General features: G+C 72.1%; 23 protein-coding genes. 6 read left to right on the forward strand and 17 right to left on the reverse strand.

Annotated features, from left to right (window positions below):
* Positions 1-12 precede the first annotated feature (12 nt).
* The 5 genes from DMB66_RS26325 to DMB66_RS26345 form a co-directional block, all read right to left on the reverse strand.
* Positions 13-1488 carry a sulfite exporter TauE/SafE family protein gene (locus DMB66_RS26325; protein WP_125806794.1) on the reverse strand — a complete coding sequence of 492 codons (1476 nt, stop codon included), beginning with the start codon at positions 1486-1488 and terminating at the stop codon, positions 13-15.
* Positions 1485-1859 (reverse strand): hypothetical protein, encoded by a 375-nt coding sequence (locus DMB66_RS26330; RefSeq protein ID WP_125806795.1) that lies wholly within the window; start codon positions 1857-1859, stop codon positions 1485-1487. Before DMB66_RS26330 ends, DMB66_RS26325 begins: the two co-directional genes overlap by 4 nt.
* A 33-nt stretch (positions 1860-1892) precedes the next feature.
* Entirely contained in the window at positions 1893-2792 is a 900-nt protein-coding gene (locus DMB66_RS26335; RefSeq protein ID WP_125806796.1) for a lipopolysaccharide assembly protein LapB, read from the reverse strand.
* Positions 2793-2848: 56 nt separating this feature from the next.
* Complete coding sequence (locus DMB66_RS26340) at positions 2849-4528, reverse strand: DUF4331 domain-containing protein (protein ID WP_125806797.1); 1680 nt, start codon at positions 4526-4528, stop codon at positions 2849-2851.
* A 78-nt stretch (positions 4529-4606) separates the two neighbouring features.
* Positions 4607-5590, reverse strand: a complete 984-nt coding sequence (locus tag DMB66_RS26345; RefSeq protein ID WP_158647364.1) for a phosphotransferase enzyme family protein — start codon at positions 5588-5590, stop codon at positions 4607-4609.
* Positions 5591-5670: 80 nt separating this feature from the next.
* On the opposite strand from DMB66_RS26345, the gene DMB66_RS26350 reads away from it, so the two are divergent.
* Positions 5671-6006 carry a hypothetical protein gene (locus tag DMB66_RS26350; protein ID WP_125806799.1) on the forward strand — a complete coding sequence of 112 codons (336 nt, stop codon included), beginning with the start codon at positions 5671-5673 and terminating at the stop codon, positions 6004-6006.
* A 195-nt stretch (positions 6007-6201) separates the two neighbouring features.
* Positions 6202-6768, forward strand: a complete 567-nt coding sequence (locus tag DMB66_RS26355; protein WP_125806800.1) for a hypothetical protein — start codon at positions 6202-6204, stop codon at positions 6766-6768.
* Between the two features lie 642 nt (positions 6769-7410).
* Here DMB66_RS26355 and DMB66_RS26360 read toward each other — a convergent pair.
* Entirely contained in the window at positions 7411-7905 is a 495-nt protein-coding gene (locus DMB66_RS26360) for a hypothetical protein (protein WP_125806801.1), read from the reverse strand.
* A gap of 349 nt (positions 7906-8254) precedes the next feature.
* On the opposite strand from DMB66_RS26360, the gene DMB66_RS26370 reads away from it, so the two are divergent.
* Both DMB66_RS26370 and DMB66_RS61385 read left to right on the forward strand, forming a co-directional pair.
* Complete coding sequence (locus tag DMB66_RS26370; protein WP_125806802.1) at positions 8255-8704, forward strand: 2-phosphosulfolactate phosphatase; 450 nt, start codon at positions 8255-8257, stop codon at positions 8702-8704.
* Positions 8705-8748: 44 nt separating this feature from the next.
* On the forward strand, positions 8749-8925 hold the full coding sequence (locus DMB66_RS61385; RefSeq protein ID WP_158647365.1) for a hypothetical protein: 177 nt from the start codon (positions 8749-8751) through the stop codon (positions 8923-8925).
* Between the two features lie 48 nt (positions 8926-8973).
* On the opposite strand, the gene DMB66_RS26375 is transcribed toward DMB66_RS61385, so the two are convergent.
* The 9 genes from DMB66_RS26375 to DMB66_RS26415 form a co-directional block, all read right to left on the reverse strand.
* On the reverse strand, positions 8974-9381 hold the full coding sequence (locus DMB66_RS26375; protein ID WP_125806803.1) for a hypothetical protein: 408 nt from the start codon (positions 9379-9381) through the stop codon (positions 8974-8976).
* Between the two features lie 55 nt (positions 9382-9436).
* Positions 9437-9697: an N-acetyltransferase gene (locus tag DMB66_RS26380; protein WP_125806804.1), complete on the reverse strand. Its 261-nt coding sequence runs from the start codon at positions 9695-9697 to the stop codon at positions 9437-9439.
* 10 nt (positions 9698-9707) lie between these two features.
* Complete coding sequence (locus DMB66_RS26385; protein ID WP_125806805.1) at positions 9708-10283, reverse strand: peroxiredoxin-like family protein; 576 nt, start codon at positions 10281-10283, stop codon at positions 9708-9710.
* A gap of 21 nt (positions 10284-10304) precedes the next feature.
* On the reverse strand, positions 10305-11183 hold the full coding sequence (gene sigJ, locus DMB66_RS26390) for an RNA polymerase sigma factor SigJ (protein ID WP_125806806.1): 879 nt from the start codon (positions 11181-11183) through the stop codon (positions 10305-10307).
* A gap of 99 nt (positions 11184-11282) precedes the next feature.
* On the reverse strand, positions 11283-12284 hold the full coding sequence (locus DMB66_RS26395) for an NAD(P)H-dependent glycerol-3-phosphate dehydrogenase (protein WP_125806807.1): 1002 nt from the start codon (positions 12282-12284) through the stop codon (positions 11283-11285).
* 100 nt (positions 12285-12384) lie between these two features.
* Positions 12385-12804, reverse strand: a complete 420-nt coding sequence (locus tag DMB66_RS26400; protein WP_233624857.1) for a S26 family signal peptidase — start codon at positions 12802-12804, stop codon at positions 12385-12387.
* A 5-nt stretch (positions 12805-12809) separates the two neighbouring features.
* Positions 12810-14666: an ABC transporter ATP-binding protein gene (locus tag DMB66_RS26405; protein WP_125806808.1), complete on the reverse strand. Its 1857-nt coding sequence runs from the start codon at positions 14664-14666 to the stop codon at positions 12810-12812.
* Positions 14663-15199, reverse strand: coding sequence for a hypothetical protein (locus tag DMB66_RS26410; protein ID WP_125806809.1), 537 nt, complete (start codon positions 15197-15199; stop codon positions 14663-14665). Before DMB66_RS26410 ends, DMB66_RS26405 begins: the two co-directional genes overlap by 4 nt.
* Before the next feature lie 75 nt (positions 15200-15274).
* The gene (locus DMB66_RS26415; RefSeq protein WP_125806810.1) at positions 15275-15478 is read right to left on the reverse strand and encodes a hypothetical protein; all 204 of its coding nucleotides are present in this window, start codon (positions 15476-15478) and stop codon (positions 15275-15277) included.
* A gap of 179 nt (positions 15479-15657) precedes the next feature.
* Here DMB66_RS26415 and DMB66_RS26420 point away from each other — a divergent pair, with 179 nt between their 5' ends.
* Positions 15658-16200, forward strand: a complete 543-nt coding sequence (locus tag DMB66_RS26420) for a MauE/DoxX family redox-associated membrane protein (protein ID WP_125806811.1) — start codon at positions 15658-15660, stop codon at positions 16198-16200.
* Positions 16201-16213: 13 nt separating this feature from the next.
* Here the strand turns inward: DMB66_RS26420 and DMB66_RS26425 are convergent, their stop codons facing one another.
* Positions 16214-18094 (reverse strand): AfsR/SARP family transcriptional regulator, encoded by a 1881-nt coding sequence (locus DMB66_RS26425; protein ID WP_125806812.1) that lies wholly within the window; start codon positions 18092-18094, stop codon positions 16214-16216.
* Positions 18095-18297: 203 nt separating this feature from the next.
* Between DMB66_RS26425 and DMB66_RS26430 the strand changes: the two genes are divergently transcribed.
* A complete protein-coding gene (locus DMB66_RS26430) occupies positions 18298-20625 on the forward strand; it encodes a beta-L-arabinofuranosidase domain-containing protein (RefSeq protein ID WP_125806813.1) in 2328 nt (775 codons plus the stop codon).
* A 9-nt stretch (positions 20626-20634) separates the two neighbouring features.
* On the opposite strand, the gene DMB66_RS26435 is transcribed toward DMB66_RS26430, so the two are convergent.
* The gene (locus DMB66_RS26435) at positions 20635-21642 is read right to left on the reverse strand and encodes a LacI family DNA-binding transcriptional regulator (RefSeq protein WP_233624849.1); all 1008 of its coding nucleotides are present in this window, start codon (positions 21640-21642) and stop codon (positions 20635-20637) included.
* Between the last annotated feature and the right edge of the window lie 23 nt (positions 21643-21665).

Genomic DNA, 21665 nt, shown 5'->3' on the forward strand with positions numbered 1-21665 from the left:
CGGTGCTTGTCGTCAGGCGACGGCGGACAACGCGCGCCCGGCCAGACCGAGCCCGACGATGACGATGAGGGCCGCCGTGGCCGACGGTGCCGCCGCCTGCCACCGGGCGATGAAACGCGAGCGGCCCTCGAGCCGGTCGCGGAGCCGGATGAGGAGCAGGCCCGCGGCGGTCAGCGTCGCCGCCATGCCCAGGCCGTAGGCGATCACCAGCAGCACACCGAACATCGTACGGCCGAGCGCCATCGCGCCCAGCAGGACGATCAGGGCCGACGGGCTCGGCACGAGCCCTCCGGCGATCCCCATCCCGGCGATTCCCCACTTCCCCGGACCATGGCTGTGTGCGTGCCCATGCCCATGCCCGTGCCCGTGGTGGTGGTGCCCATGGTCGTGGTCGTGGGTGTGGGTGTGGGTGTGCTGGGAAGCTTGCTCGGGATCCGGGCTCGGCTGGGGCGCCGCCGAGGCGGCGGCCGACCGGCGGCGAATGGCCGAGACGAGTGTTCCGACGCCGATCGACGCGACCAGGACGCCGCTCGCCACGCCCAGCCAGCCGAGCACCGCCTCCCCGGCGACGCCGGCGACCGTCGTCAGCAGCAGTCCCAGGATCAGGACGCCACCGGTGTGCGTGAGGGTCACGGTCGCGCCCACCGCCAGCGCGTCCCGGGGACGTCCCTGCCGGCCGGCCAGGTAGGCGGCCATCACCGTCTTGCCGTGACCGGGCAGGGCCGCGTGCGCCGTGCCGAGCACCAGCGCCAGCAGCACGGCCAGCAGCCCCACGAGCGGGGTGAGCCGCTGCCCGCCGACCAGGTCACCGAGCCACCGTTCGGCCCCGGCCAGCGGCCCGGTCAAGCCCAGCGGCCGGATCCCTGACTCCGCCGGGCCGCCGGCAGACGACGAAGCGGCCGGCGAGGCAGCGGAAGCGGGGGAGGCGGCCGAACCGGGTACGACGGTGAAGGTCGCCGAGCGGACGTCCGGCGGCGACGTGAGCAGGTCGTCCGGGTAGCGGCGCAGCTCGTCGCTCGGGCTCGCGGCCGGCAGCGAGGACCCGTCCAGCCGGACGCCGGAGCCGACCGCCACGAGCTCGCGCCAGCCGATCCGGTCGTCGCGGAAGCGGTTGGTCACCGAGACCGCGGCGGACCGGTCCAGTGTGGCCGGCGCGGACAGGTGACACTCCAGGCGGCTCGTCCTCAGCCCGCCCGCGCCGGCGGCTAACACCAGGGAGGCGTCCGAGACCGACCAGCTCACCCCGGCGCCGTCGACCGTGACGGTCAGCGTGGAGACCGCCTCGGCGCACGATGCCGGCGGGTCCTGCAGCGTCGGCAGCTCGGCGATGTCCGCCACCACGGTGGCGTCGATCCGGTCGGGGTGGACGGTCAGGCCGGCGTACCGGTTGACCGAGAAGTTGCCCATCGGGTGCGCGGCTGCCGGCCCGGCCGGCAGCGCGGCGAATCCGACCACCGCGAGCGCGGCCACCAGCAAGAGACGTCTCATCGTCGGGCCTCCAAAGCGGACAGCGCCCGCGCGGCCGTCGGGCCGTCGGTGGGCGAGAAGTAGGGGTTGAGCTCGCGGACCAGCCGCAGCGCGGCGCGGGCGCCGGCATGGTCGCCGACGGCGAGCGACACCGCGGCGAGGTGGTAGGCATAGGAAGCGTTGCGGGGGCCCAGGCCGGCGGCGCGGCGCGCGTACGGCAGTGCCTCGGCGTCGCGGCCCGCGGCGTGCAGCGCGCGCCCGAGCACGTCGGCGACGTCGGCGAACGGCCGGCGGCGCCACTCGGACCGCGCGAGCCGTACGGCGGAGGCGGCATCGCCGCGCGCGAGCGCCAGCTGCGCGCCGGTCAGGTCGTCGCTGCCGCCGTTCGCCACGAAGATCTTGTGCGCCGCGTCGGCGAGCGTCAGTTATCGCTCCGCCTCGGGGGCCCGGCCGTCCAGGCGCAGCAGCTCGGCGTACTCCATCAGGGTGTCGGGTGTCGGGGTGCGGGCCGCGACGGTCGCGGCGTCCGCGATCGCGGCGTCGATCCGGCCGGAGGCGGCGGCGACGCGGGCGCGCCCGCGCAGCAGTGGCTGGTAGGACGGGTCGGCGGCGATGCCGGCGGCGTACTCGGTGGCCGCGCCCCTGAGGTCGCCCGCGAACCAGGCCAGTTCGCCCAGCTGGTTGCGGCAGAAGGCGACGTCGGCGGGGTCGACGGCGGCGTCGAGCGCGCGCCGCATCAGCTCGGTCGCCTCGGTGAGCCGCCCGTGCTGTTCGAGGTCGTAGGAGGCCCGGGCATATGCGGCGAGGCCGGGGCGCAGGTCGAGCATCCGCTGGATCGCGGCGGTGGCGGCGGGCGCGTCGCCGAGCTGGGTGTGCGCGTCGGCGAGGACGCCGTACGCGTCGGCGTTGTAGGGGTTGCCGCGCAGCGCGTCCGTGGCGAACGTGCGGGCGGCGGCGAACTCGTGGCGGGCGTTGGCGAGGGCGCCGAGGCCGACGAGCGCGACCGGGTTGCCGGCGGCGCGGACCTTGAGCGAGCGGCGCAGCGCGCCCTCCGCCTTCGGGTAGAGGCTGGGATCCGCGGTCACCCGGGCCCGCTCGACGTAGGCGAGCCCGAGCGCGGCCCACGTCTCGTGGTCGCGCGGCAGCTCGCGGAGGCGGTCCTGGGCGCGGGAGATGCTCTCGGCGAGCCGGTCGGCGGGCGCCCGCACGGCGGCGGGAGCCGGGGCGGGCGCCGGTGTCTCGCGGAGGCCGAAGACCGCGCCGACGGCGAGGAGCGCCACGGCGGCGAGGGATCCGACCGCGACCGCACGGAGCGGACTGCGCATGGGGTACGTCCCTTCCGAGGCGGGCGGTCCCGCAGGACGCGCCCGCCTCTGTCCGGTCAGAGCGGGATGGTGTCGTCGGCGCGGGTGAACGCCGGTGCGGTCCGCCGCCGGCGCAACCACCAGGTGGCCAGGATGGTGACCAGGGAACCGACGCCGAGGACGGCGACGAGGATCCCGGTGGAGAGCGACGTGCCGCTGGACGCCTGTGCGGACACCGGAGACAGCGACGGTGCGGAGTCGTCGCCGGCCGCCGCAGCCGCCGGGCTGGCGTTGGTACCGGACGTTCCGGCACCCGTACTCTTGCCGGCGTTGACCGCGCCCTGGTTCGGGAGCGCGACGTACGGGAAGACGTCTCCGAAGGTGTTGTCGTTGGCGTCGACCTTGTCGCCGGCGGCGAGCGCGTCGACCAGCTTGCCGGTCTGCGCGGCGCCCTCGACGGCCTGGATGGCGATGTCGACGGCGTCGTCGGTCAGCCGCCGCCCGTTCGGGAAGCCCTGCAGGTCCTTGGCGAGCACGCCGAGCCGGTTGGGCTGGGCGGTGACCGGCACGTTCAGGTTGAGCCGGAGCATCTCCGAGGGCCGGAACTTCTTCGCGTTGACGTCCATGTTGTTCAGCTGCGAGTTGAGATCGGCCTTGATCGGCCCGCCGGCCTTGGTGGTGATGCCGGTCAGGAAGATCTCGACCAGGTCGTTGCGCGGGGTCGCCGGCGCGGGTACGCCGTAGATGCTCTCGATCAGCTTGGGCAGCTCCGGATCGGTGACCCGCTTGACGACCGCGGGGATGCCGGCGTCCTTGTCGGGCGAGATCGAGTTGAACGCGTCCTTCAGGTTCGCCGGCACCACGACCTCGTTGACCAGCGGGTTGCCGAGCCGGGAGACCTGCACCCGGTCGGCGCGCGGGCCGAGCTCGGTCTGGCCGGTGACCCGTACCCGGGGCCGGTCGGTGGTGGTCCAGACGCCGATCACCGGGTTGCGCTTCGCGTCGCCGCGCAGGGCGACGTCCTTGAACGGCACCTGGATCGCGAGGCTGTTGACGTTGTATCCGGCGAGGGTGTCCGTTCCGGTCTCGCTCAGGTCGCCGCCGTAGAGCAGGTCGAAGACCCGCAGGTCGAGGAAGAACGGGTCGTCGGCCTGGCCGGCGAACAGCTTCCACCCGCCCTTGAGCTGGACGGTGGCCTGGTCGCGCAGCTTCTGGTAGTCGGGCATGGACGCCGCGCCGATGCGGGACGGCGCGACGGGCGCGTCGCTGATCCGGGTCTGGAACGGGCCGCCGTTGAACGACGACGAGAGCGTGTAGGTCTGCTTGAACAGCAGGTTCTTGTCGTCGAGCGAGGTCACCGGCCCGTTGTTGTAGAGGAACGTCGAGTCGCCGCGGCGGTCGACGTTCTTGAACGTCCAGCGGAACACGGCGTCGGCCTTGGCGTCGCCGTCACTGTCGACGTTGATGTTGTAGGCGGCGTCGGTGGCGAACGGGTAGAAGTTCGGGCCGCCGTCGGGCTCCTCGAACGGGATCCAGTTCGCGATGAGGTTGACATAGCCGGGCCGCTCGGGGCTGACGAACGCGTACAGGTCGGTGTTGTCGGCCGCCGGGTCGCTCGCGATCAGGGGCGCCTCCCGGTGGCTCGACGCCGACGAGACCTGAGGCCCCAGCCCGGCGAGGGCCCCGGCGAGAACGATGCCGGCGGCGGCGAGAGCCGGTACGGCCCTGCGCCTTCTCCGGTGCGGTTGAGTGGTCATCTCTGTCCTCCCGTAGGGATGCCTGCGCGAGTACTTCGGTCGCGCGGGCAGGGAGGATGGGGATGAGTCGGCTTCCTGTCAGTAACCCATCCGCGGCGCCGGCGGCTCCGAATGCTCTGCCGGCCGGGTGCGTACCGCCGCCAGCACGGTGTCGAGCAGCTCGCGGGTGTGCGGTTCGTCGAGGATCTCGCCGATCCACGCGGCGGAGTCGGCCCGCCGCGGGGATCGGGGGTTGGGCTCGAGCCAGTCGGCGGCGGCGAGCTGCGCGATGTGCCCGAGCTGTGCGATGAGCATCGAGAAGTGCCCGCGCCGGTCCACCCGCGCCGGCCCGCCGGCCTGCCGGTACGCGTCGCTCAGCGCGCGGGCCCGGCCGGCGTCGGCGCGGGCGAACTCGAAGAGCACGCAGCCGAGCTCCTGACCCGGGTCGGCCGGACCGCTGTTCTCCCAGTCGATGACGCACACGCCGCCGTCCGCGGTGGGCAGGAAGTTGTCGGCCCACAGATCGCGGTGGCAGATCCGCAGGGTCTCGGGCGGCTCGATCCAGGACTCCAGCGCGACCAGCTCGTCGCGAAGCCCGGCCAGCCGGCCGGCGAACGGCGCACCCGCCCGGCGGAGCCGCTCGATCAGCAGGTCCCAGTGATCGGCGCCGACCGGTTCTCGGTACCACGGGTCCAGCGGGCCGGCATCAGGGACGCCTACCCGGTGGATGGCGGCCGTGACCGCGCCCACCCGCGCCGGGTCGAGGCCGACGTCGGGGGCTCGCAGGTCGACCCACTCGTACACCCGGACCTGTTTGCCGTCCACGGTGTCGAAGACGCTCCCGTGCGGCGTGCGCCGCACCCGCGGCGTCGGAACACCGGCGGCGTGGGCCGCTTCCTGGAACGCGGTCGACACGCGTACGGCATCCTCATCAGACTCATGGAACGGCACCTTCACCGCCCAGCTGCCGTCCGCGGTCTCCAGCCGCCACACGACGCCCTGCCTGCCCCGGGCGACCGGGGCGGCCGACAGTCTCGTGGCCTTGCCAAGGCCGAAGCGTCGGGCGAGGTCCACAGCATCCACCAGGCAACTCCATCACATTCGAAAGGTAGGTCGGGGCCTCGACACCCGTGCCTGGCAGTCGCTGTGCTAAAAGCAACGGAATGGGCGCCGCCGATCCTCACATCCATGTCGACGCGAAGTTCCACGCCGACGCGACCGCACGCACCATCCTCGCGTCCACCTTCGGCCTCGCGGCCGACCTACCGCCGACCGTCACCACCGGATGCGGCCTGCGGGTGCCGCACGCGATGACCTCCACCCACCCGGCGAACGTCACCTGCCTGGCCTGCCGCGACTTCGCCCACCGCCACCACCTGCGCCTCGCCGACCAGCTCGAACACCTCAGCCGGATGCCCGGCAGCGCCATCACCCCCGAGCAGGCCTCGGCGGCCGCGACTCGATACCGCGACCTCGCCAGAAGCTTCGCCCGCCCCTGATCAGGCCGCCATTTGGTCGGATTCGGGGGAGGCACTCACCAGCCTCGCGGAGAGCGCGGGCGACGCCGGCAGTGGTTCGGTGGATCGGAACAGGCGGGGCATCTACGCCAAGCGGGACGGCGCCGAGCACTTCTACGCCGCCGCATGAGAAGCCAACCCCATCGCGGGTTTGTTCGGCCTTTGTAGCGTGTCGGCGTGAGCAGAGCCCGCACCTGGTGGCCGATCGTCCTCTCCCTGGTGGCGGCGGTCGTGTTGCTGTACGGGGTCGTGCTGCCGGGCGGCTACCTGACCTGGTTGCGGGTGGCCATGGTCCTGTGGGTGGTGGCCGCCGTAGGTTGGCTGGTGTCGCTGGACGGCCGGTCCTGGCCGGTCCGGTTGGTCCTGCCGGTGGTGTCCGTCGTGACGATGGTGGTGGCCTGCTCGGGCACGGTCGGCCGGGTGCTGTTTCCCCTGCACCGTTCGGGACTGGCGCAGCTGGCGACGTCGCCGCTCGGCGGAAGCCATGGGCTGTACCGCTTCGCGTCCGTGTGGAGCCACGGCGGTTGCATCGCGTATGTGACCAAAGATAGCGGTATATCGCATTTCTCCGGTCTGGTGCAGTGCTCGCCCGGCGTGCAGCCGTCGCCCCGCTTGGGAGACACCGCCCGCGAAGCAGTATTCGAGCCACTCGGCGACGACTGGTACGCCTTCATCGTCCCGCGTTCCGGCCCGCAGATCTGGGGCTTCAACCCCTTCGCCGTCGGAGCCACCGCCGAGGCCTGACGCTCGACGCGAGCATGGCAGGGGCCACTACCTTGACCAACGGTCAGCGCCGCCAGCATCGCGGTCCGCATCCGCCAGTACAGCGGCACAACCAGGTGCCACCTCAACCAGCGCCCCACCCGGGTCCGAGCCGGACCGGCCTCGACGGCCTTCGCCGGCACACGGCGGATCCAGCCACCCTCGTGGACCGCTGCAGCAGCCGATCCGTACGGTTCAGCACGATCATCGGCGTCGCCGCGAAACCGCCCACCGCGCAGTCCGCGACGGCTTGAACCCGCTCCGCGCCACCGCCGGCGTCATGATCGCCGATCGGATGAAAGTCGGCACTCGCCGCCTCCCTCGCCCGGCCCCGGTGTCCACCAGCGCGGCCCGGACGAGTTGCTCCAAGGGTGCAACGACGTCACGCCCGCTTCCGCGCGGCTGCCGTCGAGATCCTGGTAGGCGCAATGGCCCGGCAGAATGCGAGACTTCGCAGGTCAGCGGGCTTGGGCCGGGCTCGCCGGAATACCGGGACCACGGCTGGGCCCCGCAGAGCCGCGCCCGAACTTTCTCGATCGCGGCGAACCTGGGGTTCGACCACACCCTATTCACCGGCCTCGGCGGCGGCCGGTAAGGGCATTGTAAGTCCTTTGCTCTGCTTCCCTATGGGAAACACCCAGGCCGGTGCCGCCCCCGGCATCGACCGAAAGGCAGACTGCATCCCGCATCTGGTGTTTCGCATAGGAGCATCTGGTGTTTCCCATGGGGAAGCAGAGCAAAGGACTTACGACCACCACTACTCCCCCTCCCCGCCGACCGGACGCGGCGGTACCGGAGAACGATCGCCGCATTACCTTCGGGCACCGCGTCCAACGGGATGCTCAAGCGGGCCGGTGCGGCCGACCTGGGCGGCGGGATGCCAGGCGTGAGGCCGGCCATGACGAGCGCGGCGGCGAGGACCGACTGCACGATCCACAGGAACGCGTTCGTGGTGGGGGTCTCCGGGAGGCAGGCGACGGTGATGGCGTTCTTGCCGAGGGTGCCGGTGGCGAAGTCGTCGAACGCCGTGGGCACCTCGGCCAGCGCGCCGCCTTCACCGGCCAGGTGCAGGACCGCCGCCGCGCCGTCCGGGCTGATCGCGCGGAGCTGGGCCGCCACGTCGCCGGTGTGATCCACCACGTGGGCGGCGCCGAGGCCACGGACGAACTCGGCTTCCGTGCCGGGTCGGGTGGTGGCGATGATCCGGGCGCCGGCCGCCCGGAAGCCTGGCGCCGCCTGGTCGGTTACCTCCTTCAGGCCTGCGCGGCCTCGGCCACTCGGCCGCTACCCGACTCGTCTGGCCCCTCGGTAGATGTACCGAGCCATGATGCGCGCGACCCAACCCCGACGCGACCGGCGTCCGGCGACGGACTGACCGTGCCGCCTGGGCTTCCGAGAGGTTACGGAAATAGCGCTTGCGGGCCGGCGTGGTCGCGGTGAAGAGTGGCGTTCCGTGTCGATTGTGGGTATGGATGCCGACATCCCGGCTGGCAATGTCGTCGTTGTCGTCGATGTGATCCGCGCCTTCACGACGGCGGCCGTCGCGTTTGAGCGGGGCGTGCGGGAGATAGCCTGCGCGCCGTCGCTTGATGTCGGCCGGGATCTTCGGCGACTGTATCCGGATCGCCTTCTGGTGGGGGAGAGCAAGGGTCTCAAGCCCGTGGACTACGACTTTGGTAACTCGCCGTTCGAGATGTCGAGGGCGCGGCTCGACGGCCGGCGTTTGATCCAGTCGACGTCGAACGGCACGGTGGGGCTCGCCCGATGTCTGGATCCGGCCGCGCTGCTCGCGGTGTCAGCCGTCAACGTCGGCGCCACGGCACGGCACGGTGGATCGCGGCGCACCACGCTCGGACTCCGCGGACGGTCGTCTGCACCGGGCGAACCGCGGAGGACTGGGCCTGCGCCAGGCACCTGAACGGCCTTCTCCAGGGAACGAAGCCGACCCGGGCGGACCTCGTCGTGGGCATCACGGACGGCGCCGCCGACCACGCCCGCACCTACGCCCGGCGCCCGACGTCCGAACGCGTCGATCTTTCCAGGGATCTGCCCTTCTGTTGCGACGTCGACCGATCCGGTTTCGCCATGGTCGGCGAAGTTCGTGACGACCATGTTGTTCTCGCCAAGGTGCCGTCCTGAAGGACGTTTCCCGTCGGCTCGACGCGGATTCGACCCGGGTGGGGAACGTCAGGCGACGTACGCATCTCGCAGTGTCAGGGCGAGGCCGTCCGGCACGGGCACGACGTCGAAGAAGGCGACGAGTTCGCTCCACTCGCCATTGATGGGGAGGGCGAAGTCGACCGACGACACTGTGCCGTCCTCGCGGCGGAACACTTCCGCCAGCGGATCGAAGGGTCCGCCGGCGGTTTCGGCCGGGGTCACCCGAGCCGGTTCCTGGCGCAGTGGCTCCCCGGGCTCGTACCGCGCGATGCCCGCGCGCAGGCTCGATGCCGACGCGGCGAGCGAGCCCGCGCCCTCGCCCTGGTAGAGGAACCGCACGGCCGCCTCGACGTCGTCCGCGGCCAGCAGGGCGATCCAGCGGCGTACGGCGGCCAGGATCATCTCGTCGCCGGCATCGCGCGGCAATGTCTCCACGAGGGTCACTCTAGATTCCCGCCGCCGGGCGGTCGGGCGGTCGGGCGGATCGCGGTTACAGGTCCTTGGTCATGTTGCGGCTGGTCTCGGTGAAGCCCAGCTGCTCGTAGAGGGCCCGGGCGCCGGTGTTGTGGGCGAAGACGCGCAGACCGATGCTCCTCAGCGCGTTGTCGTGGCACCAGCGCTCGGCGGCGAGCATGATCGCGCGGCCGTAGCCCCGGCGGCGTACGTCGCTCCGTGCGTAGTGCGCCTCGGCCTCGGCCCGCCACGGCTTGTACTGATCCTCGGTCATCGGCTCCAGCCGTACGTCCGTCATGACCGACAACCTATCGAGTCGACAACGTCCGCCTCGGTAGTGCCAGCTCGATCAATTCGTCCACGGACCACTGGTCGTTGGCGTGTCGGCCGTACCGCAGGGCGACCACTCGGCCGGCCGGGTCGATCAGGAAGTCCGCGGGCAGGCCGAGCACCGTTTCGCCGTGCCGTGGGCCGGGTGAGCCGCCGTTGCGCAGGCCGCGCAGCACCACCGGGTACACGCTCGGCTTGAGCGGCGTGGTCCAGGCGCGTGGGTGGGTCACCGCGCGGTGCGACGCCGCTACGCCGAACTCGGCGTAGAGCAGGCGCTGCGGGTCGGCGACCACCGCGAACGGCAGGTCGCCCTGGTGCGGCAGCATGTCTTCGGCCGCCGAGTGGAAGACGGCCACCTCACGTATCCCCGCGGTTCGGATGTCGTCGTGGCGGCGGGCCATGGACCGCAGGTGGACGTTGCAGATCGGGCATCCCGCGTAGCGACGGAACTGGAGGTGGACCAGCCGCTGCGAATCGGGGATCGGCACGGCCTCGGAGCGGATCGTGGTGAGCACTCGCGGCGCGATCGTGCCGCCGGTTGACAGCTTGGGCATGGTGTCGTACTCCAGTCGAGCTCAGCTGATATGGGCCAGCTTGTCGGGGTTGGTGACGGCGTACACGCCGGTGACGGCGCCGTCCTCCGGCGCGATGTCGAGCACGAGCACCGCGAACGGCACGCCTTCGGACAGCAACACGACGGACGGCTCGCCGTTGACGCTGCGGTGCCCGACGTCGACACCGGAGCGCGGGTGGAAGCTGCCGGCGGCGAGCATCCGGGCCACCTTGTCGCGTGCGTGCACGCCGCGTAGCCCGGCCATCCGGGCCTTGCCTCCGCCGTCGGTCCAGACCGTGACCTCGGGCGCGAGCAGTTCCAGAAAGGCGTTCAGGTCACCGCCGAGCAGTGCCGCCAGGAACCGCTCGGTGACCTGCTCGCGCGTCTGGGGGTCGGCCGGAAACCGCGGCCGCCGGGCCTGGACGTGTTCGCGGGCCCGGTGCGCCAGCTGGCGCACCGCCCCCGGGGTCCGGTCCGTGATCGCGGCGATCTCGGTGTGCGGATAGCCGAACACGTCGCCGAGGACGAACACCGCGCGCTCGAGCGGAGTCAGTGTCTCCAGCACCACCATCATCGCGAACGACACCGACTCGACCGTCTCGTGCGCCTCGGCCGGGGACTCGACAAGTGGCTCCGGCAGCCACGGCCCAAGGTACGTCTCCTGCCGCCGCTCGATCGCCGAGCGGCGGCTGAGTGCCTGGTTGACCGCGATACGGACCAGGTACGCGCGCGGGTTGTCCACCTCCGGGCCGTGGCCGCTGCGTTTCGCCCACGCGAGCCACGTCTCCTGCAACACGTCCTCGGTGTCCGCGACGCTGCCGAGCATGTTGTACGTGATCGAGAACAGCAGTTCCCGGTGGCGGGTGAAATCGTGCGTCGCCGGGTCGTGATCGTGGTCCATCACCGGTTCCTCGCGTCGCTGGTGTTTACGTATGAGAGCGTCGCGAGGCCGTCAGTGTGACATCGGCCCGCGCGGAGTCCCGCGCGGGCCGAACGAGCATCACCCGGGTTCGGACTCGTGTCCGGCCGGGTGGGTGCGCTGCAGGCCGCCGTAGGCCCGGGCGGCGGTGATGTCGCCGGTGATGACGCGGTGGATCGTGCGGGTGATGGGCATGGCCAGCCCGTGCTGGTCGGCCAGTTGGACGGCGGCGTGTACCGTCTTGACTCCCTCGGCGACCTGGCCCATCTCGGCCAGGATGTCCTCCAGGCTCCGCCCGCGGCCGAGTTGCTCGCCGACGTGCCGGTTGCGGCTGTGCGGGCTGATGCACGTCGCTACCAGGTCGCCCATCCCGGCCAGCCCGGCCAGCGTGCTCGGCTCGCCGCCCATCGCGACGGCCAGCGTGGTGAGCTCGGCGAGCCCGCGGGAGATCACCCCGGCCCGGGTGTTGTCGCCGACGCCCAGGCCCTGGGCGATGCCCGTGGCGATCGCTACCACGTTCTTCAGCGCGCCACCGATCTCGCAGCCGATCACGTCGTGGTTGGTGTAAACGCGGAGCAGGCCCCGGCGGAACACGCGTTGGATCTCCGTGGCGACGCTGAGGTCCTCCGTTGCGATCACCGTGGCTGCCGCCATGCCCGCCATGATTTCCTTGGCCAGGTTGGGACCGGTGAGCGCGGCGGCCGGATGTCCCGGTAGCACCTGCTTGATCACTTCAGTCATCCGTAGCAACGAGTCTCGTTCCAGACCCTTGCTGAGGCTCACCACGGGGATCCATGGGTGCAGGTCCGTTCGGACGCTTTCCAGGGTGGTGCGGAATGCTCCGGTCGGCACGCCGACGACGAGCAGCTCCGCGTGGGCTGCCGCCTCGGCGAGGTCCGCGGTGGCGCGGAGCCGATCCGGGAGCTGGAAGCCCTCGAGGTAGCGCTCGTTGCTGTGCTTGGCGTTGATCTCCTCGGCCGTGGCCGGATTGCGGGCCCAGATCAGCGATTCGTGATCCCGGCGGGTGAGAACGGACGCGACCGTGGTGCCCCACGAACCCGCGCCCAGCACGGTGATCCGCATGGTTTCCCTCTCCTTCGGCGCGCACCTCGCCCGACCCGCCCGGCACGGGCACTTCCAGGTGCGAGTTGAGACTACGACTTTTGTGGGTGCCGTCCAGGCGCTACGCCGGTGGTGCGAGCTGCCGGAGGAGCACGCCCACCACGTCCGTGGCGGGGATGAAGCCCCGGCCCCGGGAGTCGGCGCTGCGGTCGGCGTTGTCGCCGAGCACGACGAGCCGGCCGGCCGGCACCCTCCGGTCGGGCACCGGTATGCCGCCCGGAACGGGATCACCGGGCAGTGCGACCGCCCGCTTGACCAGCAACGGCGGGTCGGTGGCCGGCGCACCGGCCGGCGCCGCGAGCACGACCACGGCGCCGCGCCGCACGCCGGCCAGCGTGGTGCGCCGAACGATCAGGCGGTCGCCCGCGGCGTACGTCGGTTCCATGCTCTCGCCCTCGACGGTGACCAGCAGCAGCCGGCGCCGCAGCACGAGCAATGCCCCACCGGCGAGGGCGAGGGCCGCGCCGGCGACCATGAGCACGACGGTCAACACCGGTCCCCGCCGACCCGGGCCATCGGCTCGGCATAGCCGGAGGCCTGCAGCCTGAACAGCTTCGCGTAGCCGGTGCCGGCGGCGAGCAGTTCCTCGTGGGTGCCCTGCTCGACGACCACGCCGTCGGCGAGCACGACGATGACGTCCGCGTCGCGGACGGTGCCGAGCCGATGCGAGATCAGCACGCTGGTGCGGCCCTGGCGGTGCCGGCGCAGCCGGTCGTGCAGATCGTGCTCGGCCTGTGGGTCCAGCCCGGCGGTCGGCTCGTCGAGGATGAGCAGGCTGCGGTCGTCGCGCATGAACGCGCGGGCGAGCGCCAGCCGCTGCCATTGTCCCCCGGAGAGCAGCACGCCGGTCGCCGGATCGTCGCGGTCCTGCTCGTCGTAGTACACATTGGTCAGCATCGTGTCGTAGCCGTCCGGCAGCGCGAGGACGGTGTCGTGGACCTCGGCGCGCCGGGCCGCCGACTCGATCCGGGCCCGGTCGTCCAGCGCGGCGGCATCGCCGAGGCCGACGTTCTCGGCCGCCGACAGCTCGTAGGCCATGAAGTCCTGGAAGACGGCGCCGATCCGGTCGCGCAGCGCCGCCACGTCCAGGTCGCGCAGATCCGTGCCGTCCCAGGTGATCGTCCCGGCCGTCGGGTCGTAGAACCTGCACAGCAGCTTCACCAGGGTGCTCTTGCCGGCGCCGTTGAGCCCGACGAGCGCGACCGTCCGGCCGTACGGGATGGTCAGGTTCACCCCGCGCAGCACCCAGGGTGTGTCCGGCGCGTACCGGAACCACACGTCACGCAGCTCGATCCCGGTCCGCAGCGCGGGAGCGGGCAGCGGCTCGGCCGGTGCCGGAAGATCCGGCCCGGCGTCGACGATGTTCTGGTAGTGATCGAACAGCAGCGCGTTCTGGTGGGCCGACGCGAACCGGTCGACCAGCCCACCGACCGCCACCTGCACCCCGCCGACGGCCGCGACCAGCAGCGCGATGTCGCCGATGGACAGCCTGCCGCGGCCCGCCTGGACCAGGGCCCACACCAGGCCGCCGCCGGCGACGACGGCGGTGAGGACCGCCAGGGCCGTGCGGGTGCGCAGCTCGCGGCCGTCCTGGCGGGCCTCCTCGGCGTTCACGGCGGTCATCTCGCGCAGCATGCGCGTGCGGAACAGCCCGCCGAGCCCGAGCAGCCGGATCTCCTTGGCGGCCGCCAGGGTGGTCAGCAGCTCGGCGTAGTGGGCCTCGCGGCGGGCACGGCCGCTGACCTGCCACATCATCGTGGCGTGCTGACGGTTGAGCCGCAGTTGCGCGATGAACGCGGGAACGGCGGCGGCCACGACGAACAGCGCCAGCCACGGGCTCAACGCGATGAGCACGCCGATGAAGCCGGTCAACGTGATGAGCGCTGACAGCACGCCCAGCGCGTCGTCGACCAGCTGTCCCGGTCCGGAACGGCCGGACTGCTGGGCCAGGCGCAGCCGGTCACGGAAGCCGGGATTCTCCATGGCGCCGATCCCGGTGATGCGGTTCATCGCCTGATACAGCCGGTCCATCGCGCGGACGCCGACCGCCCGCAGCAGGCGGCTGTGCAGATAGGCGGTGCTGGCCGGGACAGCTCCGACGAGCAGCCCGACGACCGCGAGGGCCACCCCCAGCGGCAGCAACTCCGCACCGCCGCGGCCGTCGGCGAGCCGGTCGAGCAACGTCCGCAACAGCGCGGCGGCCGCGACCGGGCCCGCTCCGGCGGTGACGGTCGCCAGCGCGTACGCGAGGAGGATCCCCGGCGCCGCGGCGGCAGCCAGCCGGACGGCCGCCCGCAGGTGGCCGGGGATCCGGCGGGCCGGCACGGCGGTGGCTTCGGTCATGCCGGTACGAGGTCGGGCAGTTCGCTGAACGTGTTGCCGCCCGACAGCACCACTCCAGCGGAATCGACCAGGCACAGGGCGGGGTAGCTGGTCACCCGGAAGGCGGTGCCGAACGCGCCGTTCGCCGGCTCCACCACGACGTCGACCTGGCCGGACAGCCGCGATACGTGCGGCCCGGTGTCGCCGTCGTCGACCACGACCGCGAGGGCCGCGACCCCGGTCCGCTCGCGGTACCGGAGGAAGTCTCCGATGCGCTCCTCGCAGGGCTGACAACCGGGGGAGAAGAAGCCGACCAGCAGGGCGCCGTCGGCGTGCGTGCTGGACACGGCCCGGCCGTCCAGGGTGGTCGCGCTGACCGCGGCCACGGTGGCGCCGGCCGGCAGGGTCGCATCGGAGTGGCCGGGTCCGGGCGCCGCGGCGGCGGCGATCAGGGAGTCGTGTTCCCGGAGCTTGCGGATCACGCCGAAGGTGAGCAGCAGGTTGAGGACCGTGCAGACGATGGCTACGGTCACGGCGGCGGCGAGGTAGTACACAAGAGATCCTTTCCCGGTAGGGATGGCGCGGGGCCGGTGTCCATCGGGGCGCCGGCCCCGCGCCGCATCGGATGATCAGCAGTTGCCGATGGTGACCCAGGCGTCGCAGGTCTTGTTGCAGGTACAGCTGTACCGGCACCACCTCCGCTGGTAGGTGAAGCCGGCGCAGCGGTATTCGTAGTGGCTGTCCGACGGGAAGCAGGCGCAGGCGCCCGCCCGTGCCTTGGGCAGGAAGAGCCCGAGCATCCGGTCGCTGACCGAGTGCAACGCTTGGCGCATATGACGCTCCTTCGCTTGCCGTGTCCGGGGTGATCCCCGGCGGGCCAGACGCTATGCGGGGGCGCCATAGCGGCCCCACAGCGTCGCCATAGCCGAGGTCCGGCGCGTTGACGCGTCGTGCCGCGCCGGGCACGCTGGCCGCACGACGTCACCCGGCGCCGTGGCGAAGGAGCGTTCGCGTGTCGCATCTGGAGCTGTTCAGCCGTTGCCTCATCGGCCTGGTGTTCGTCATCTCGGCCGTGGAGAAGGCCGGCGGCCGGGCCCGGTTCCGGGAGTTCCGGAGCTCGCTGAGCGGTATGCGGGTGCTGCCGGCCGGGCTGGTCGGCCCGGTCGCCGGCCTCGTCGTGGCGGGCGAGGTCACCGTGCCGCTGCTGCTGCTCGCGCCCTGGCCGTCGGAGGCCGCGCCGTTCGCCGGCTTCACGGTGGCGACGCTGCTGCTCGGCGGCTTCACCACCGCCATCGCGGCGGTCCTGCGCCGCGGCACGCCGGCCGCCTGCCGCTGTTTCGGCGGCGCGGACGCTCCGTTCGGCCGCCGGCACGTGGCACGCAACCTGGCGCTGGCCGCCGTCGCCGCCGCCGGTGCGATCGCGACGGTCGCCGATCAGCCGGTGACCTGGCGAGCCGTCGTCGCCGTGCCGGCCGCCGTGCTGTGCGCCGTCATCGTCGCCCGGCTCGATGATCTCGTCGCGCTCTTCACCCCGGCACCGGCGGCGCGACGCTGACCCGGGCGGCTGCTCACACGCCGGCCAGATACCTGTCGTTGAGCCGGGCGAGCGCCGCATCCCGCACCTCCTGCGGATCGGTGCGCAGCCCTTCCTCCAGGGCGTACTCGCGGAGCAGGTCGTGCAACGCGTACCGGCCACCGCGACGGGCTTCGAGCAGGTGGACGGCGGCGAGGGCCTCCAGGGCACCGGCCGCCGCCGCCGGGTCGGCGTCCAGTAGCGGCGCGGCCGACTCGGCGGTGACGTCGCCGGGCACCAGGCCGAGGAGCCGGAAGAGGCGGCGCTGCGGGGCCGGCAGCAGCCGGTAGGACGTGGCGAATGCCGTGCGCACCGAGGCCGCCGGGTCGTCGTCGGCATCGAGTGCGGCCAGTGCTCCGCGCGCGGCGAGCGCCGGAGCGTAGCCGGCGAGATCCGCCCCCGGCTGGTCGGCGCACTTCGCCAGCGCGATGCGCAGCGCCAGCGGCAGGCAACCGCATGACTCGGCGAGCGCCGACAGCGTCGCGTCGTCGGTCCACCGTGGCGATGCCGACCGGAGCAACGCCACCGCCGCCTCCCGCGAGAGCGGTGGCACCGTCAACCGGGCGGCGTGGTTGAGCGCGACGAGCCCGGTGAGCCGGTCCCGGCTGGTCACCAGCGTGGCGCAGGCGCCGCCCGCCGGCAGCAGCGGCCGCACCTGCTCGGCCGTGCGGGCATTGTCCAGGATCAGCAGGACGCGGCGCCCGGCCAGGAGCGCCCGGTACGCCGCGATCGCGTCGTCGAGGCCGGCCGGGATCAGGGCGGCCGCCATTCCCAGCAGCCGCAGGCAGAACGTCAACGCGGGAAGGGCCGCCGTCGGCGGGCCGGCCGACCAGCCGCGCAGGTCCACATAGAGCTGTCCGTCCGGGAACCGGGCGGCTACCCGGTGCGCCCAGTGCACGGCCAGGGCGGTCTTGCCGGCGCCTGCCATCCCGGCGAGCACGAGCACGGGCCCGACCGTGGCCGGGCGGTTGGCGAGCGCGCCGTCCATCCGGCTGAGCAGGTCGTGCCGGCCGACGAGGTCGGGCACGTCGGCGGGGAGCGTCCGGGGCCCGGCGATGACGGGTGCCGGCGTCGCAGCCGGCTTCGGCCGGGTCGCCACCGCGCCGTTCCCGGTGCCGGGCCGGGCGCGCAGCCCCGGGTCGTCGACGAGGATCCGCTGGTGCAGCCGCTGCAGCTCCGGCCCCGGATCCACGCCCAGGTCGTCGACGAGCCTCAGCCGGAACCGACGGAACACCGCGAGCGCCTCCGAGGAGCGGCCCGTGCGATACAGCGCCCGCATGAGCTGTGCCTGCAGCCGCTCGCGCAGCGGATGGACCTCGCTCAGCCGCAGCAGGTCGGCGACCAGATCCGCGGCCTCGCCGCCGCGCAGCAGCGCCTCGACCCGATCCTCGGTGACCGTCAGGCGCAGCTCCTGCAGCCGGATCGCGGCCGGGCGCAGCGGCGCGGGCAGGTCGGTACCGGCGACGAGGTCACCCCGCCAGAGCCCGAGCGCCCGGCCCAGCCGCGCGGCGGCCACCGCCGGCTCGCCGGCGGCCAGCGCGAGCTGGCCGTCCACGGCCAGCCGCTCGAACTCCTCGGCGTCCAGCTCGCCGGGCTCGACGTGCAACAGATACCCATCCGGTACGGTGGACAGCCGCGCGGTGGCCCGCGGATCGTGGAGCCGCCGGCGCAGCTGGGTGACGTAGGCGTGCAGGTTGGCGCGTGCCGAGCGGGGCGGAGCGTCCTCCCACAAGTGCTCGATGAGCAGCGATGTGGACAGTGGCGTGTTCGCGTTGAGCAGGAGCGCACCGAGCAGCACGCGATGCTTGCGGGGCCGGGGCGTGAACGTTCCGTTCTCCGCCAGGACGTTCAGCGCTCCGAGAATTCGCCACCGCACTTGGCCTCCCCGTGCCAGACCGGATGCGTGAAACCTGCCTTACGGACGGTCATTGTCACCGAGCTGGTCAACCGGCTCGCGCCGTCGGGAGTTTGAGTGACGTCCTTGAATGCCTGGAAGCGCTCCCGTACCATGCCGGACACGGGTTGTTAACGTTCACTTTTTGGTCGGCCGGCCGCGGCCAGGACGTTCCGGGAGGTCCGATGTCGTCTCTACCTGTCAGCCGGCGTCGCCTGCTTCAGGCCGCTGGTGCCGGCGCGTTGGCCTCGGCCGGTGCCGGCTTGTTCGCCGCGCGCCCGGCCGCGGCGGCGGTCATCCCCCCGGTGCGCCCGGACATCGGCGTCTCGGCATATCCGTTCACCCTCGGCCAGGTGCGGCTCACCGCCGGCAGATTCCTGGACAACCAGAACCGGACGCTCGCGTACCTGCGATTCGTCGACGTCGACCGGTTGCTCTACAACTTCCGCGCCAACCACCGGCTGTCGACCAACGGGGCCGCGGCGACCGGCGGATGGGACGCGCCGTCGTTCCCCTTCCGCACCCACATGCAGGGACACTTCCTGACCGCCTGGGCGCAGGCATATGCCGTGCTCGGCGACACCACGTGCCGGGACAAGGCGAACTACATGGTGGCCGAGCTGGCCAAGTGCCAGGCCAACAACGGTGCCGCCGGGTTCGGCGCCGGATATCTCTCCGGCTTCGGGGAATCCGACTTCACCGCGCTGGAGGCGCGCACCCTGACGAACGGCAACGTGCCCTACTACTGCATCCACAAGACCCTGGCCGGGCTGCTGGACGCGTGGCGCTACATCGGCAACGACCAGGCGCGCACCGTGCTGCTGGCGCTGGCCGGGTGGGTCGACACGCGCACGGCGCGGCTGACCTCCAGCCAGATGCAGGCGATGCTGGGCACCGAGTTCGGCGGCATGAACGAGGTGCTGGCCGACATCTACCAGCAGACCGGTGACCAGCGCTGGCTGACCGCCGCGCAGCGGTTCGACCACGCCGCGGTGTTCAACCCGCTGGCGTCCAACTCCGACCAGCTCAACGGCCTGCACGCGAACACCCAGGTGCCGAAGTGGATCGGCGCCGCCCGGGAGTACAAGGCGACCGGCACGACCCGCTATCGCGACATCGCGACCAACGCGTGGGCCATCGCGACCGGAGCACACACGTACGCCATCGGCGGCAACAGCCAGGCGGAGCACTTCCGCGCGCCGAACGCCATCGCCGGCTACCTCAGCAACGACACCTGCGAGCACTGCAACTCCTACAACATGCTCAAACTCACCCGGGAGCTGTGGCTGCTCGACCCGAGCCGGGCGGCCTATTTCGACTTCTACGAGAAGGCCCTGCTCAACCACCTCATCGGGGCGCAGAACCCGGCGGACGGCCACGGCCACGTCACCTACTTCACCCCGCTGAACCCCGGCGGCCGGCGCGGCGTCGGGCCGGCCTGGGGCGGCGGCACCTGGAGCACCGACTACAACAGCTTCTGGTGCTGCCAGGGCACCGGCGTGGAGACCAGCACCAAGCTGATGGACTCCGTCTACTTCTACAACGCCACCACGCTGACCGTGAACCTGTTCGTGCCGTCGGTGCTGAACTGGTCGCAGCGCGGCATCACAGTCACCCAGACCACGACGTACCCGGTCAGCGACACCACCACGCTGACCCTGTCCGGCACGATGAGCGGGTCGTGGAGCATCCGGGTCCGGATCCCCGGCTGGACGCAGAACCCGGTCATCAGCGTCAACGGCACCGTCCAGAACGTCACCAGCACGCCGGGCAGCTACGCCACCATCACCCGGGCCTGGGCGGCCGGGGACACCGTCGTGGTGAAGCTGCCGATGCGGGTCGTCATGCAGGCCGCGAACGACAACGCGAACGTGCAGGCGATCACCTACGGCCCGGCGGTGTTGTGCGGCAACTACGGCAACACCAGCCTGTCCGCGCTGCCCGCGCTGACGGTGTCGTCGATCGCCCGCACCGGCACCGGCAGCCTCGCCTTCACCGCCACGGCCAACGGTGCCACGGTGAACATCGGCCCGTTCCACGACGCGCAGGGCTTCAACTACACCGTCTACTGGAACGCGAGCGGCACCGTCACCGAAACGTACAAGCTCGTCAACGTCGCCTCCGGCATGGTCCTGGGTATCAAGGACATGTCCACCGCCGACGGCGGGCTGGCGTTGCAGTGGGGCGACACCGGCACGGCCGACCACAACTGGGTCATGGTCACCGACGGCGATGCCGTCAGGTTCCGCAACGCCAACAGCGGCAAGGTGCTCGGCGTCGAGAACATGTCCACCGCGGACGGTGCCCGCGTCCTGCAGTGGGCCGACAACGGCACCGCGGACCACCGCTGGGTTCTGGTCGCCAACGGCGACGGCACCTACCGGCTGCGCAACGCCAACAGCGGCAAGGTCCTCGGCATCCAGAACAACTCCACCGCGCAGGGCGCCCAGGCCGTCCAGGATGCCGACAACGGCGGCGCCGACAACAAGTGGCGGCTCGTCAAGAACAGCTGAGGTGCCGTCTCAGCGGCGGGGGCGGACGGAGCCGCGCACCACCAGGTGCGTGCCGAGGATGACGTGCGGAGGGCTGCCGCCGCGCGTCTCGTGCTCCAGCGCGAGCCGCACGGCCGTGCGCCCGACCTCCTCGTGCGGCAGGTGCACGGTGGTCAGGTTGAGGTCGAGCGAGGGTGGCAGGTCGTCGAAGCCGACCATCGACACGTCGTCGGGCACCCGCAGACCCCGCTCGGCCAGCGCCCGGTAGGCGCCGCCGGCGATGAGGTCGTTGCCGCAGAAGACGGCGGTGAAGTCCGGCGGGCCGGCGGCCAGCCGCTCCGTCATCATCCGGTGGCCCTCGTGCCACTCCAGCCTGCCGTCGACCTCCAGCGCCGGATCGTGCCGCATCCGGTACGCGGTCAGCGCCTGCCGGTAACCGGCCAGCCGGCCCTCGGCGGTGGTGTAGCCGGGGCGACTGCCCAGGAACAGGATCCGCTCGTGCCCGGCGGACAGCAGATGGCTGGTGGCCGCGAACGCGCCACCGGTGTGGTCGTACTCCACCACGACCGCGGGCACGTCCGGGCCGAGCGGCGGGCGCCCGCACAGCACCAGCCGGGAGCCGATCGCGGCCAGGGACCGCGCGTACCGGCTCATCCGCTCCCGGTACTTGTCGTCGGCCACCACGTTGCCGACCAGGATGACCGCCTCGGCGTGCTGCTCCCGCATGAACTTCACCATGGCGAACTCGCGCTCGGGATCGCCGCCGGTGGTCCCGATCAGGCACAGCCGGCCCTCGGCGGCGGCCTGGGCCTCGACGCCCTGTGCCACGTGGGCGTAGTGCGGCGAGATCACCGAGTTGAGCACGATGGCGACGCTCTTGTTCGGCGTCCCGGCCAGCGCTCGGGCGTGGGCGTTGGCCACGTAGTCCAGGTCCTTGACCGCGCGCAGCACGCGGGCGCGGGTGGCCGGCGCGGCCGGGTAACTGCCGGTCAGGATCCGGGAGACCGTCGCCACGGACACGCCGGCCTGGGCGGCCACCTCACGGATCGTGGACCGCCGGC

The sequence above is a fragment of the Actinoplanes sp. ATCC 53533 genome, from assembly GCF_003947245.1.

Coding starts and splice junctions, on each gene's coding strand:
- DMB66_RS26430 (WP_125806813.1), top strand. CDS start 18,298: ATGTCGTCTCTACCTGTCAGCCGGCGTCGCCTGCTTCAGGCCGCTGGT.
- DMB66_RS26335 (WP_125806796.1), bottom strand. CDS start 2,792: ATGCGCAGTCCGCTCCGTGCGGTCGCGGTCGGATCCCTCGCCGCCGTG.
- sigJ (WP_125806806.1), bottom strand. CDS start 11,183: ATGGACCACGATCACGACCCGGCGACGCACGATTTCACCCGCCACCGG.
- DMB66_RS26405 (WP_125806808.1), bottom strand. CDS start 14,666: ATGACCGAAGCCACCGCCGTGCCGGCCCGCCGGATCCCCGGCCACCTG.
- DMB66_RS26395 (WP_125806807.1), bottom strand. CDS start 12,284: ATGCGGATCACCGTGCTGGGCGCGGGTTCGTGGGGCACCACGGTCGCG.
- DMB66_RS26380 (WP_125806804.1), bottom strand. CDS start 9,697: ATGACGGACGTACGGCTGGAGCCGATGACCGAGGATCAGTACAAGCCG.
- DMB66_RS26415 (WP_125806810.1), bottom strand. CDS start 15,478: ATGCGCCAAGCGTTGCACTCGGTCAGCGACCGGATGCTCGGGCTCTTC.
- DMB66_RS26325 (WP_125806794.1), bottom strand. CDS start 1,488: ATGAGACGTCTCTTGCTGGTGGCCGCGCTCGCGGTGGTCGGATTCGCC.
- DMB66_RS26370 (WP_125806802.1), top strand. CDS start 8,255: ATGGATGCCGACATCCCGGCTGGCAATGTCGTCGTTGTCGTCGATGTG.
- DMB66_RS26385 (WP_125806805.1), bottom strand. CDS start 10,283: ATGCCCAAGCTGTCAACCGGCGGCACGATCGCGCCGCGAGTGCTCACC.
- DMB66_RS26340 (WP_125806797.1), bottom strand. CDS start 4,528: ATGACCACTCAACCGCACCGGAGAAGGCGCAGGGCCGTACCGGCTCTC.
- DMB66_RS26350 (WP_125806799.1), top strand. CDS start 5,671: ATGGGCGCCGCCGATCCTCACATCCATGTCGACGCGAAGTTCCACGCC.